General features: G+C 64.4%; 11 protein-coding genes. 5 read left to right on the plus strand and 6 right to left on the minus strand.

Features of this window, described 5'->3' with window-relative positions; all coding sequences use genetic code 11:
• Positions 1-108: 108 nt before the first annotated feature.
• Positions 109-462, plus strand: coding sequence for a hypothetical protein (locus tag NOF55_RS03410; RefSeq protein WP_306410189.1), 354 nt, complete (start codon positions 109-111; stop codon positions 460-462).
• A 48-nt stretch (positions 463-510) separates the two neighbouring features.
• Here NOF55_RS03410 and edd read toward each other — a convergent pair whose 3' ends face one another.
• The 5 genes from edd to NOF55_RS03435 all read right to left on the minus strand — a co-directional run bounded on the left by edd (position 511) and on the right by NOF55_RS03435 (position 7679).
• Entirely contained in the window at positions 511-2331 is a 1821-nt protein-coding gene (edd, locus tag NOF55_RS03415) for a phosphogluconate dehydratase (protein ID WP_306409899.1), read from the minus strand.
• An 83-nt stretch (positions 2332-2414) separates the two neighbouring features.
• Entirely contained in the window at positions 2415-3110 is a 696-nt protein-coding gene (gene pgl, locus NOF55_RS03420) for a 6-phosphogluconolactonase (protein ID WP_306409900.1), read from the minus strand.
• Between the two features lie 24 nt (positions 3111-3134).
• Positions 3135-4613 (minus strand): glucose-6-phosphate dehydrogenase, encoded by a 1479-nt coding sequence (gene zwf / locus NOF55_RS03425; protein ID WP_306409901.1) that lies wholly within the window; start codon positions 4611-4613, stop codon positions 3135-3137.
• A 333-nt stretch (positions 4614-4946) separates the two neighbouring features.
• Entirely contained in the window at positions 4947-6233 is a 1287-nt protein-coding gene (locus tag NOF55_RS03430) for an NAD(P)/FAD-dependent oxidoreductase (protein WP_306409902.1), read from the minus strand.
• A 9-nt stretch (positions 6234-6242) separates the two neighbouring features.
• Positions 6243-7679: a glutamine synthetase family protein gene (locus NOF55_RS03435; protein ID WP_306409903.1), complete on the minus strand. Its 1437-nt coding sequence runs from the start codon at positions 7677-7679 to the stop codon at positions 6243-6245.
• 45 nt (positions 7680-7724) lie between these two features.
• Here NOF55_RS03435 and NOF55_RS03440 point away from each other — a divergent pair, with 45 nt between their 5' ends.
• Together NOF55_RS03440 and NOF55_RS03445 are read left to right on the plus strand one after the other, a co-directional pair.
• Positions 7725-8960, plus strand: a complete 1236-nt coding sequence (locus NOF55_RS03440) for a BaiN/RdsA family NAD(P)/FAD-dependent oxidoreductase (RefSeq protein WP_370868892.1) — start codon at positions 7725-7727, stop codon at positions 8958-8960.
• 169 nt (positions 8961-9129) lie between these two features.
• Positions 9130-9264, plus strand: coding sequence for a hypothetical protein (locus NOF55_RS03445; RefSeq protein WP_306409905.1), 135 nt, complete (start codon positions 9130-9132; stop codon positions 9262-9264).
• A 292-nt stretch (positions 9265-9556) separates the two neighbouring features.
• Here NOF55_RS03445 and NOF55_RS03450 read toward each other — a convergent pair whose 3' ends face one another.
• The gene (locus NOF55_RS03450) at positions 9557-9805 is read right to left on the minus strand and encodes an SMc00767 family acetate metabolism repressor (protein ID WP_306409906.1); all 249 of its coding nucleotides are present in this window, start codon (positions 9803-9805) and stop codon (positions 9557-9559) included.
• A gap of 298 nt (positions 9806-10103) precedes the next feature.
• On the opposite strand from NOF55_RS03450, the gene NOF55_RS03455 reads away from it, so the two are divergent.
• Complete coding sequence (locus NOF55_RS03455; RefSeq protein ID WP_306409907.1) at positions 10104-11513, plus strand: helix-turn-helix domain-containing protein; 1410 nt, start codon at positions 10104-10106, stop codon at positions 11511-11513.
• Positions 11514-11637: 124 nt separating this feature from the next.
• The gene (locus tag NOF55_RS03460) at positions 11638-12732 is read left to right on the plus strand and encodes a polyamine ABC transporter substrate-binding protein (RefSeq protein ID WP_306410190.1); all 1095 of its coding nucleotides are present in this window, start codon (positions 11638-11640) and stop codon (positions 12730-12732) included.
• Positions 12733-12743 lie beyond the last annotated feature (11 nt).

Consider the following 12743-nt stretch of genomic DNA (forward strand, 5'->3'; position numbering starts at 1 on the left):
CTGTTAAAATTTCGGTGCTAAACATCCGGTAGCATACACGGAGGCCGGGTCGTGAGTAATTCCAAGGCTGCGCTGGGGCAGCCCTATCTGAACAAGGAAGAGTCCTTCATGTACGATCGTGAAGCACGCTTTCCCATGCAGGAAACGCGCAATGCGGCGCGCATCGAATATACCGAAAAGGGCGTCATGCACTTGGCGGCGCGCCGGTGCGATATTTTGCAGATTTCGCAAAGCACGGCGATCCTGGGCCTCATGACCCAGTATCATGTGCCGAACCAGTTCTATCTCGACATTCCCGATGCACGCATCACCAAGATCGGCTGCGTGCTGATGAAGACGCTGGCCAACAACCGCATCGAGGTCCGTTTCCTGCGCCTTCTGACGGACAAGGAAATAAACCGCATTTTCGTCTACAGCACGCATCCGGCCCATAAGGACTACGTGCTCGACGTCCGCGCCTGAAGAGGCGCGGCCCGTCGCCAGGGCAATTGCGTGAAACGCTGAACCGCCCTACGCGAACAGCACGCTCGCACCGTGGTCGGCCGGGCCGGCGTTGCGCCGGAACGAGGCGAAAAGCTCGCGCCCCAGCCCGAATTCTTTCGCCGAAAGGTCCGCTTCGACGTGCGGCCGTGCGGCGAATTCGGCGGCATCCACCAGCACTTCGAGCGTTCCGGCCACGGCGTCGAGACGAATCAGGTCGCCGTCGCGGATCTTCGCGATCGGCCCGCCGTCCACCGCTTCCGGCGTGACGTGGATCGCCGCCGGCACCTTGCCGGAGGCGCCGGACATGCGGCCGTCGGTCACGAGCGCGACCCTGAAGCCGCGGTCCTGCAACACGCCGAGCGGCGGCGTCAGCTTGTGCAGTTCCGGCATGCCGTTCGCCTTCGGCCCCTGGAAGCGCACCACGGCGATGAAGTCCTTTTCCAGCTTGCCGGCCTTGAAGGCGTCCTGGATTTCCTGCTGGTCGTGGAAGACAATGGCCGGCGCCTCGATGACGTGGCGGTCCGGCTTCACGGCGGAGACCTTGATGACGCCATTGCCGAGATTGCCGGTCAGCATCTTCAGCCCGCCATTCGGCTGGAACGGCGCTTCGATGGGAGCCAGAACCCTGGGATCGGCGCTGACGTCGGAGATCGGCTCGCGCCTGACCGTGCCGTTCTCGCCGAGCCTGACGTCGATGGCGTAGGCCTCCATGCCCTGGCCGAAAACGGTGCGCACGTCGTCGTGCAGCAGGCCCTTCTTCAGAAGCTGGGCGATGAGGAAGCCCATGCCGCCGGCCGCGTGGAAGTGGTTCACGTCGGCAAGGCCGTTCGGATAGACGCGGGCCAGCAGCGGCACGATGTCGGACAGGTCGGAAATGTCCTGCCATGTCAGCATGATGCCTGCCGCCCGCGCCATCGCCAGCAGGTGCAGCGTATGGTTGGTCGAGCCGCCGGTCGCGTGCAGGCCGACGACGCCGTTGACGATGGAGCGCTCGTCGATCATCTCGCCGGCGGGCGTATATTCGTTGCCAAGCGCGGTGATGGCCAGCGCGCGCTTCGTTGCTTCCTTCGTCAGCGCGTCGCGCAGCGGCGTGCCGGGATTGATGAAGGAGGCGCCGGGCATGTGGAAGCCCATGATTTCCATCAGCATCTGGTTGGAATTGGCCGTGCCGTAGAAGGTGCAGGTGCCGGGGCCGTGATAGGATTTCGATTCTGCCTCCAGCAGTTCCGCGCGGCCCACCTTGCCCTCGGCGTAAAGCTGGCGGATCTTCGCCTTCTCGTCGTTGGGCAGGCCGGAGGTCATCGGCCCGGCGGGAATGAAGATGGCCGGCAGGTGGCCGAAGGTAAGCGCCGCGATGGTCAGCCCCGGGACGATCTTGTCGCAGACCCCGAGATAGACCGTCGAATCGAACATGTTGTGGGTCAGGCCGATGCCGGCGGCCATCGCGATGAGATCGCGCGAGAAAAGCGAAAGCTCCATGCCGGGCTGGCCCTGGGTGACGCCGTCGCACATGGCCGGAACGCCGCCGGCCACCTGGGCGACGCCGCCGGCCTCGGCCGCGGCCTGCCGGATCAGCGCCGGATAGGTTTCGAACGGCTGGTGCGCCGACAGCATGTCGTTGTAGGAGGTGATGATGCCGAGATTGAGCGCGCTATCGCCGGCCAGCGCCTCTTTCCCGGCGGGGGAACAGACGGCGAAGCCGTGCGCCAGGTTGGCGCAGCCGAGAACGGAGCGCTGCACCTTCTTGTGGGAAGCGGAGCGCAGGCGATCGAGATAGATGTCGCGGGTCGGCCTCGAGCGTTCGACGATGCGCTTCGTGATGGACATGATGCGAGAATCGGCGGGCATGACGGCGTCCTTTCTTCAAAGCGCTTCAAGTGACGGGAAGACCGCTGAAAGCGCTGGAACGTTGGATCGAATGGCGGCGGCGCTCAGGGCGCCCAGAAAATCTCGAGCGGCGTGAGCGAGCGGTTCAGCACGGCGCGGATCGGCATGTCCTCCTCACGGCCTTCCGCCCGGGCGGCCTCGAGCACGCGCTTCTTCTCCTCACCCTCGATGTGGAGAGCGAGAAAACGCGCATCGCGCAGCGCGCTGAAGGTGAAGGTCAGCCGCGGCTCGCCCGCGTCCGGCGCCCGTATGGTCACGACGCCGCGCGTCGCGGCGGCATCGAGTGCTTCGGCGAGATTGTCCCCGCCGGGGAAGAACGAGGCCGTATGGCCGTCGGTTCCCATTCCCAGGATCGCCACGTCGAACGGCTCGTCGATGCCGCAGGTTTCCCGGCTTGCGAGGACGGCTGCTTCCTCCGCCGTCCTGCCGGCGTGGTAAAGCGGCACGAAGCGGGCCTTTGCGGCCGCGTTCGTCAGAAGATGCGCGGCGAGCAGGTTATGGTTGGAACGGTCGCTTTCCGGCGGCACGAAGCGTTCGTCGACGAGCGTCACCGTCACCTTTTCCCACGGCAGTGGCCGCGTGGAAAGCGTGGCGAAGAACAGTTTCGGGGTCGAGCCGCCGGACACGGCAAGGCTCGCCCTGCCGCGTGCCTTGATCGCCGCGGTCAGGGCGCCCGCCACTGCGTCGGCCAGCGCGTCTGCAAGCGCCTGCCTCGTCTCGAATGAATGGAAATGCTCCATGTCGTTTCCTTCCTGCGCGGGCGCTCAGTCCGCCTCGTGCCAGGTGCGGCCGTCGCGTTCGATCAGGGCGATGGAGCCGCTCGGGCCCCAGGTGCCGGCGGTATAGCCCTGAACCGACTGGCCGGTGGCTTCCCAGCCCTTCAGGATCGGGTCGACCCATTGCCAGGCGGCTTCCACTTCGTCGCGGCGCATGAACAGCGTCTGGTTGGCGCGGATCATGTCCATCAGCAGGCGTTCGTAGGCTTCGGGGTTGCGCTCCTTCTCGAAGGCTTCCGCAAAGCTCATGTCGAGCGGCACATGGCGGAAGCGCATGCCGCCCGGTCCCGGTTCCTTGATCATCAGCCACTGTTTCACGCCCTCGTCGGGTTGCAGGCGGATGACCAGCGTGTTCGCCTCGATGCGGCCGATGGAATCGGTGAAGATCGAGTGCGGGATCGGCTTGAACTGAACGACGATTTCGGACATGCGCGTCGCCAGGCGTTTGCCGGTGCGGATGTAGAACGGCACGCCCGCCCAGCGCCAGTTGCCGATCTCGGCCTTGATCGCGACGAAGGTTTCGGTGTTGGACACGCCGCCTTCCAGTTCGTCCAGATAACCCTTCACAGGCCCGCCGGCGGAGGCACCGGCGCGATACTGGCCGCGCACCGTCATTTTCTCGGCATTGGCGGCGGTGATCGGCTTCAGTGCCCGCAGGACCTTCAGCTTCTCGTCGCGCACCGCCTCCGATTCCATCGAGGAGGGCGGCTCCATCGCCACGAGGCAGAGAAGCTGGAGAATGTGGTTCTGCACCATGTCGCGCAGCGCACCGGCCTTGTCGTAATAGCCGGCGCGGCCTTCGAGGCCGACCGATTCGGCCACGGTGATCTGGACATGGTCGATATGAGCCGAATTCCACAGCGGTTCGTAGAGCGCGTTGGCGAAGCGCAGGACCATGAGGTTCTGCACCGTTTCCTTGCCGAGATAGTGGTCGATGCGGTAGATCTGCTCTTCCTTGAACACCTTGCCGATCGTGTCGTTCAGGTCGAGCGCGGAGGCGAGATCGCGGCCGATGGGCTTTTCCACCACGATCCGCGTTTGCTTGGTGATCAGCTTGAAATCGCGGATCTTTTCCGAAATATCCCCGAAAAGTGCCGGCGACACGGCGAGATAGAAGGCGCGGATGCGGTCCTTGCCTTCTTCCAGCAGCGCCTTGAGATCGGCCCAGCCCTCGCTCGATTTCGCATCGACCGGCACGTAGAACAGGCGCGAGCAGAAGGTGGCGATCTCCGCCTCGTCGTATTCTTCCGCCTGCAAATGCGTCTTCAGGGCCTCGCGGGCGAAGGTCCGGTATTCCTCGGAGGTCATCTGCGCGCGGGAGGCGGCGATGATTCGGGTCGGGTTGGTGAACTGCCGGGCGAGCTGGCGATGATAAAGAGCCGGCAGGAGCTTGCGCTCCGCGAGATCGCCGGTGCCGCCGAAAACGACGCAATCGAAGGGATCGACGGGAATGATCTGGATGGTCATGCGTTTTTCTTCTCCGGAAAAGAATATCGACATTGTAATCTAATCGATTTAAATACGCCAGTGTGCAACGCAACAAAATTCGCCGACGCCGTTCGCTCCGGCGTCAGCCGCGGGCGTATCCAACAACCCCGGCACCCGCCGGCAGGTCTCTTGCGGCGGGCCGAACCGTGAAAGCGAAACACGCCGGAACCGCCGGAAAAACACGTGCGGTGGAAGGATCGCGGGCCGGCACGCAACGGGAATCGCCACGCCGCCGAAAGCGACTATCACTCTATGGTGCCAGAATATGGAGGCCGTATGAAGCGGCGTCGCGCGGAGCCTCGGACGCCTTGTTCAGAACCTGTCCCTCAGGGCGTACCAGGAAAGCGCGAGGAAAAGCAGCGGCGCGCGCAGCTTCGGCCCGCCGGGGAAGGGGCCGACCTTCAGGTCCTTCAGCAAGTCCAGATCGGGGCTCTTGCCCAGCACCGCCTCGGCATAGAGCCTGCCGCAATAATTGGACAGCATGACGCCGTGGCCGGAATAGCCGCCGATGGAGACGACATGCGGCATCACCTCGCGCACGAAGGGCCGGCGCGGCATGGTGATGCCGACCGACCCGCCCCAGGCATGGGTGAAGGCGATGTCCTTCAGCGCCGGATAGAGTTCCGTGACCTGCCGGTGGATATGGACGGACATATCGGTCGGATGGTCGGCGGTATAGGCCTCGCGCCCGCCGAACAGCAGGCGGTTGTCGCGGGTCTTGCGGAAATAGCGCACCACGAAGCGTGAATCGGCCACCGCTTCCTTGCCGGGCAGCACGTCGGGGAAGTCGTCGAGCGGAACGGTGGCGCCGATGAAGGAGCGGATCGGCATGACATGCGCCGCGGTGACGGGTTCGAGCCGCTCGATATAGGCGTTGGTGGCGATCAGCGCCTTGCCGGCCGTGATCGTGCCGCTGGCGGTGTCGATCTCGACCCGGCCGGACTGCGAACGGATCGCCGTTGCCCGCGTGTTCTCGAAAATGGCGGCGCCGGCGGCGCTGGCGGCCCTCGCCAGGCCGATCAGCAGCTTCATCGGCTGGATATGGCCGGTGCCCATGTCGCGCACGCCGCAATAATAGCGGTCCGAGCCCAGCCGCTCCGCCGTCTCCTTGCGGTCCATATAGGTGGAATGCGGATAATCGTAGCGTGTCGCGGCGATCTCGGCATTGGCCTGATAATCACGCTCGTGACCCGGCTTGTGGGCGACGTTCATCTGGCCGGGCAGGTAGTCCATGTCGATGCCGTTCTCGGCGGCGAAATCGAGCACGTGCTTCTTGGCACCTTCGGCGAGATCGAACAGTGCCCTGGAGCGCTCGTAGCCGAGTGTCGGTTCCAGTTCCTCCGGCCACCAGCGCTGGCCGGTGCCGAACTGGCCGCCGTTGCGGCCCGAAGCGCCGTCGCCGCAGCGATGCGCCTCGATCAGCATTACGGAAACGCCGGCCTTCGCCAGCGCATAGGCCGCCTGCAAGCCGGTGAAGCCGCCGCCGATGATCGCGACGTCGACCGTCGCCGACCCGTCGAGCGCGGGAAAATCCGGCCGCTCGCCGGCATCGGCCTGATACCAGGAGATTCCCGGCGCGATCGGGCTTTGCCACAGCATCCGTGCGCCTCACACGTTGAGAAGCAGGAATTCCCGCTCCCACGGGCTGATCACCTGCATGAAGGTCTCGAATTCGGCGCGCTTCACGCCCGCATAAAGGCCGATGAATTCCGCGCCGAGCACATCGGCCAGCGCCGTTTCGCCTTCGAGAAGCGCCACGGCTTCCAGAAGGCCGCGGGGCAGCTCGATCAGCCCTTCATTGGCCGTGTCCTCGGTCGGCGGCGTCGGCTCGACCTCGTTGATGATGCCGAGCCAGCCAGCGGCCAGCGAGGCCGCGAGCGCCAGATAGGGATTGGCGTCGGAAGAGGGCAGGCGGTTTTCCACGCGCCGCGCCGCCGCATCCGAGACGGGCACGCGGAAGGCGGTGGTGCGATTGTCGTAGCCCCAGGCGGTGTTGACGGGCGCGGCCATGTCCGGCGTCAGGCGGCGATACGAATTCACGTAGGGCGCCAGCATCACCAGCGCGGCCGGCACGTATTTCTGCATGCCGCCGATGAAGTGGAAGAATTCGGGCGAGGGGCCGCCTTCCGGCAGCGAGAAGATGTTCTTGCCCGTCTTCGCATCCACCACCGACTGGTGGATGTGCATGGCCGAGCCCGGCTGGCCCTGCATCGGCTTGGCCATGAAGGTGGCGTAGATGCCGTGTTTCATGGCCGCCTCGCGGATCGTGCGCTTGAACATGAACACCTGATCGGCCAGCGCGATCGGGTCGCCGTGGCGCAGGTTGATCTCGAGCTGCGCCGGCCCTTCCTCATGGATCAGCGTGTCGATTTCGAGGCCCTGCCCCTCGGAGAAGTGGTAGATGTCGTCGATCAGCTCGTCGAACTCGTTGATGCCGGCGATGGAATAGCCCTGGCCGCCGACGATCGAGCGGCCCGAACGACCTTTCGGCGGATGGAGCTGGTAGTCGGGATCCTCGTTCTTGGCGACGAGATAGAACTCGATCTCCGGCGCGACGATGGCTTTCCAGCCCTTGCTGGCGTACAGGGACAGAACCCGCTTCAGCACGTTGCGCGGCGTATAGGGCACCTCCTGTCCGACGGAATTCACCACGTCGCAGATGACCTGCGCCGTCGGATCGGTTTCCCAGGGGACGGAGGAGAGCGTGGAAAGGTCGGGCACCAGCTTCAGGTCGCCGTCGCGCGGCTCGTAGCGGAAGTTCGCCGTTTCCTCCGGATAGTCGCCGGAGATCGTATGGCGGTAGAGCGCCGAGGGGAGCGCCAGAGAGGTGTTTCCGGTGAATTTGGAACTCGGCATCATCTTGCCGCGCGGCACGCCGGCGAAGTCGGGCGTGATGCACTCGATGTCTTCGATGCCGCGGACGCGCAGCCATTGCGCGGCTTCCTTCCAGTTCGTCACGCCGCGCGGCTGATCGTAGGTCGGCTGGGGGATTGCAGTTTTGGTAGAGGACTTGATGGGAGCGCCGGATTTGCGTTTGGCGGGCATGGATCACCGGTTTGATGTTTCGGTTCGTGCCATGATAGACGCGCCATGACGCATTTGGCGAGAGGAAAACGGCGATTCGGTCGCGGGAAAGGGCTGGCCTTGGTTCACAGACGGGATGCGATCGTCATCGGCGCGGGAGCCGCCGGCATGATGTGCGCGCTGACGGCGGGCCGGCGCGGCCGGCATGTGGCGGTTCTCGATCACGCCGCCGCGCCGGGCGAGAAGATCCGCATTTCCGGCGGCGGGCGCTGCAATTTCACCAATGTTCATGCCGGTCCGAAAAACTATCTTTCCGCCAACCCGCATTTTGCCAAGTCGGCGCTCGCCCGGTTCAGGCCGGCGGATTTCATCGCGATGGTCGAGGCCCACGGCATCGCCTGGCATGAAAAGACCCTCGGCCAGCTTTTCTGCGACGGCAGCGCCCGCGACATCATCGCGATGTTCCTCAAGGAGCTTGCAGCAGTGGGCGCGACGCTTCACCTGAAGCAGTCGGTGGTCTCCGTCGAAAGGACGGACGGGCTTTTCCGCGTGCGGACCGAAACCGATCTGTTCGAGGCGCCCGCGCTGGTGGTTGCAAGCGGCGGCAAGTCGATCCCGAAAATGGGTGCTACCGGCCTTGCCTACCGGATCGCCGGGCAGTTCGGCCTCGCTGTGCTCGAAACCCGGCCCGGCCTCGTGCCGCTGACGCTCGATCCCGCATTTCTGGAAAAGATCGCGCCGCTGGCGGGCGTCTCCGTCGATGCCGAAGTCCGCCACGGCAGGACGGCCTTCCGGGAGGCCCTGCTGTTCACCCATCGCGGCCTGTCCGGGCCCGCCATCCTGCAAATTTCCTCCTACTGGCGGGAAGGCGACGAGATCGCCATCCGCATCGCCCCGGATGTCGATTTCGCGGAGGTCCTGAACGCGGCGCGCCGGGAAAACGGCCGGCAGTCCGTCGCCACGGCGCTGGCCGCCGTCCTGCCGAAACGGCTTGCCCAGTTCTTCGCCGCCGAAACCGGCGCCGAAAGGCCGCTTGCGGAACTGTCCGGCAAGGCGCAGGCCGCGCTCGTCGCCCGCCTCGGCGACTGGCGCATCCGGCCGGCGGGGTCGGAGGGCTATCGCACGGCGGAAGTGACGCTCGGCGGCGTGGATACGGCTGGCCTCGATTCCCGCGACATGCAGGCGAAGGCCGTGCCGGGCCTCTATTTCATCGGCGAATGCGTCGACGTGACGGGATGGCTCGGCGGCTACAATTTCCAGTGGGCCTGGGCCTCGGGTCATGCGGCGGGCGAGGCGGTGTGACGCCTTTCTTCGGAGAAGCGGGATCGTCTCCCCGCCGGGGATTCACACGATCTTAAATTTTGGCGCGGAAGCTCGAAGGTCAGCCCGGCTTCGCGGCCGCTTCATGACGATAGGCTGGCCCGCCCTTTGCGGCATGATCGAGATCACCCGTTTCCGGGAAGGAACGCCCATGACCAGATCGCATCGCCGTGCCCGCGCCATCGCCGTCGCCGAAATCCGCGACCGGAACACGCCGCACCTTTGGCGTCTGACGGGGCTTGCCGCCGCAGCGCTCTGCGCCTGGCACCTTTTCCTGCCGCTTTGAGCTGTCCGGAATTGCGCGGAAACAAATAGCTGGCGCAACGGTTGCGGCTGCCGGAAACGAATGAGACCGCGACGGCAGGGCCGTCGGCGGTCTCGTCGTCCTCCTCAGGAAAGCCGGTCCTTTCGACGCGATTCCGCATCGTTTTCCGGAATGGGGCATCGGCCCGGTTACGGGCCGGGCCGATGGGTTTCAGAAACGGATTCAATGGAAAACGGGAGATTTTCCAGAGGGTTCTGCGCAAATCCGTCCCCGAGGTCTGGCGGCTCATGGCAGGCCGCCAAAGGGTAATTCTTCAGGCCGCCTCGCTGCGGACATTGGCCAGAATGACCGGGATCAGGAGATCGCCCCAGTTGCCGTCGCCCCCGTGGTGCCGGGCCGAACGCACCAGTTCGACGGAAACGCCGGCATCGACGGCCTTCATGATCGACTGGTTCAGGCGATGCAGGTCGTTGGCAACCATGCGGATCGTCGCCTGCTGATCGCTGTTCATCGCGGACGCCTGCTCCTCGGCACGCTCCTTGACTCGGGTCTGCGGGGTCATGGCACTTCTCCTCTTGTATGACCGGGTTCTTGTCGGCCGCGCAACGGGCCTGTCGGAACCCGTTGCGTCGCCGCACTGTCCGTCTCCTCCCGAGCGCTCCGCATGGGAACCGTCTTGCCCGGTGTTGATGTGACTAGTTTTACAAAATCTTCCGCTCCCATTCCAGAAAAATCGAAAAAACAACGACTTGAAAAAGGTCGAGATGTCTTGCCTTTGACAAATAAGAGATGTAAAAATGTAAATGTTGTAAAATATGTTGCATCCCGGTTTCGGGGCGGTCTGTCGAACGGCTGGAAGAATGGCGGAAAAGAAGATCTTTGCCGGTCCGAGGGTCAGGCGTATCCGCGCCGGCCTCGACCTGACCCAGACGGCGATGGCCGAGGCGCTCGGCATCTCGCCCTCCTATCTCAACCTCATCGAGCGCAACCAGCGTCCGCTGACGGTGCAGCTTCTCCTGAAGCTCGCCGCCGTCTACAAGGTCGATCTGGATGAATTGCAGGGCGAGGCGGCGGGCGCCGTGGCGCATCTGCGCGAGATCTTCGCCGATCCGCTTCTGGCCGGCGAGGTGCCCGGCGAGCACGAGTTGATGGAACTGGCGGATGCGGCGCCGAACGCCGCCAATGCCGTGGTCAAGCTTTACCGGGCGTACAGGGAGCAGACGGCGCGCCTTTCCGACCTTGCAGCACTTCTGGCGCAGGAGGGGCACGAGACGTCGCTGTCCGGCGCCCGCCTGCCGATGGACGAGGTGCGCGGCAGGCTGGAGCGCCGCGCCAATTTCTTCCCGCGCATCGAGGATGCGGCGGAGGCCTTCCATGCGCGGCTTGCGCCCGCCGACGATCTGTCCGGCGCGCTGAAGGCCTGGCTGAAGGCGGAGCACGGCATCGCCGTTCGCCTGTTGCCCGTCGAGGCCATGCCCGATCTGCGCCGGCGCTATGATCGCCATTCGATGCGGCTTTTCCTGTCCGGCCGGCTGTCGCCGTTCGACCAGACGCGGGAACTCGCCCAGGAGGCGGCGCTGCTTTTCATGGGAACCGATATTCTTGCGGAACTGGATGGGCTCGGCTTCGAGGGCGACGAGGCGCGGCGCATCGCCCGCTTCGAACTCGCCCGCTATGCCGCGCATGCGCTGATGATGCCCTATGGTGTGTTTCTCGCCGCGGCGGTCCGCACCCGCTACGACATCGACCTGCTGCGCAGCCGCTTCGCCGTGTCGTTCGAGCAGGCGGCCAACCGGCTGACGACGCTTGCCCGGCCGGGCGCCTCGGGCCTTCCCTTCTTCCTGATGGAAATGGACCATGCGGGCCACGTTCTCAGGCTTGCGGGCGCCGAAGGGTTCCCGCGCGTCCGTTTCGGCGGGCTCTGTCCCAAGCTCAACATCCATTCCGCCTTCGCCCAGCCGTCGCAGGTGCTGGTCGATCGCGTCGAGATGCCGGACGGCGGCGGCTTCCTGACCATTTCGCGCACGCTGGAGGGGCCGCAGATGCCGTTCAGCGAACGGGTGCGGCGCTCGGCGGTGCTGGTCGGCTGCGATATCGTCCACAAGGACGATGTGGTCTACGGGCAGGCCGCGGTTGCGGCCGTTCCGGCCGGCACGGCCTGCCGGTTGTGCGAGCGCCGCGGCTGCCTTTCCCGTGCCGAGCCGCCCGTCACGCGCCCGCTCGGCCTCGACGAGATGGTCAGTGGCCTCTCCGCCTTCGATTTCCAGTAACGGTTGCGGATATTTTGTTGCGTTGCAATTCCCCTCTTGTGGCTCGCGCAATTCCTTTCTAGTCTCTTGCCCACAGGGGAACGACGGCACCTTAAACCGTTCAATGATAAGGACAGGAGACATGATGAAGTCCGCCATTTCAGGTCTGATTGCAGCTTTTTCGGCCGCCCTGCTTTCGACATCGGCATTCGCGCAGGAACGTGTCGTCCACGTCTACAACTGGTCCGATTACATCGATGAATCGGTTCTGGAGGAATTCACGAAGGAAACCGGCATCAGGGTCGTCTACGACGTGTTCGACAGCAACGAGCTTTTGGAGACGAAGCTTCTCGCCGGCGGCTCGGGCTATGACGTCGTGGTGCCGACCGGCCCGTTCCTGGCGCGCCAGATTTCCGCCGGCGTGTTCCAGAAGCTCGACAAGTCGAAGCTGCCGAACCTCGAGAACATGTGGCCGGAGGTCTCCGAGCGGCTGGCGAAATACGATCCCGGCAACGAATATGCCGTGAACTACATGTGGGGCACGACCGGCCTCGGCTATAACGTCGCCAAGCTCAAGGCGGCGCTGGGCGACGTGCCGGTGGAGAGCTGGGACATCATCTTCAAGCCGGAAAATGCCGAGAAGCTGAAGGCCTGCGGCATCAACATCCTCGATGCCTCGGACGAAACCTTTGCCATCGCGATGAACTATATCGGCAAGGACCCGGACAGCAAGGACGCTGCCGATCTGGAAGCCGGCGGCGATGTCTACAAGGCCATCCGCCCCTATGTGAAGACGTTCAACTCCTCCGGCTATATCGACGATCTCGCCAATGGCGACATCTGCCTGTCGATCGGCTGGTCGGGCGACGTCCTCCAGGCCAAGTCGCGCGCCGAGGAAGCCGGCAACGGCGTCGAGGTGGAATATGTCATTCCGGAGGAAGGCACCTATATGTGGTTCGACAACCTCGCCATTCCCGCCGATGCGAAGAATGTCGATGAGGCGCATGAATTCATCAACTTCCTGATGAAGCCGGACGTCATCGCCAAGGCGTCGGACTATGTTCAGTACGCCAACGGCAACCTCGCCTCGCAGGCGCTCCTCGACGAGGAGGTCTTCAAGAACCCCTCCGTCTACCCGGATGAGGAGACCATGAAGAAGCTATTCACCATTTCTCCCTACGGGCCGAGGGAGCAGAGGGTGCTGAACAGGGTGTGGACTGCGGTGAAGACCGGCAACTGAAGACAGGAAAA

Source organism: Ectorhizobium quercum (assembly GCF_026552795.1).
Classification (GTDB): domain Bacteria; phylum Pseudomonadota; class Alphaproteobacteria; order Rhizobiales; family Rhizobiaceae; genus Ectorhizobium; species Ectorhizobium quercum.

Bases quoted from the DNA above. Each gene is read 5' to 3' on its own strand.
- NOF55_RS03410 (WP_306410189.1), top strand. From the start codon at position 109: ATGTACGATCGTGAAGCACGCTTTCCCATGCAGGAAACGCGCAATGCG.
- edd (WP_306409899.1), bottom strand. From the start codon at position 2,331: ATGCCCGCCGATTCTCGCATCATGTCCATCACGAAGCGCATCGTCGAA.
- pgl (WP_306409900.1), bottom strand. From the start codon at position 3,110: ATGGAGCATTTCCATTCATTCGAGACGAGGCAGGCGCTTGCAGACGCG.
- zwf (WP_306409901.1), bottom strand. From the start codon at position 4,613: ATGACCATCCAGATCATTCCCGTCGATCCCTTCGATTGCGTCGTTTTC.
- NOF55_RS03430 (WP_306409902.1), bottom strand. From the start codon at position 6,233: ATGCTGTGGCAAAGCCCGATCGCGCCGGGAATCTCCTGGTATCAGGCC.
- NOF55_RS03435 (WP_306409903.1), bottom strand. From the start codon at position 7,679: ATGCCCGCCAAACGCAAATCCGGCGCTCCCATCAAGTCCTCTACCAAA.
- NOF55_RS03440 (WP_370868892.1), top strand. From the start codon at position 7,725: ATGACGCATTTGGCGAGAGGAAAACGGCGATTCGGTCGCGGGAAAGGG.
- NOF55_RS03445 (WP_306409905.1), top strand. From the start codon at position 9,130: ATGACCAGATCGCATCGCCGTGCCCGCGCCATCGCCGTCGCCGAAATC.
- NOF55_RS03450 (WP_306409906.1), bottom strand. From the start codon at position 9,805: ATGACCCCGCAGACCCGAGTCAAGGAGCGTGCCGAGGAGCAGGCGTCC.
- NOF55_RS03455 (WP_306409907.1), top strand. From the start codon at position 10,104: ATGGCGGAAAAGAAGATCTTTGCCGGTCCGAGGGTCAGGCGTATCCGC.
- NOF55_RS03460 (WP_306410190.1), top strand. From the start codon at position 11,638: ATGAAGTCCGCCATTTCAGGTCTGATTGCAGCTTTTTCGGCCGCCCTG.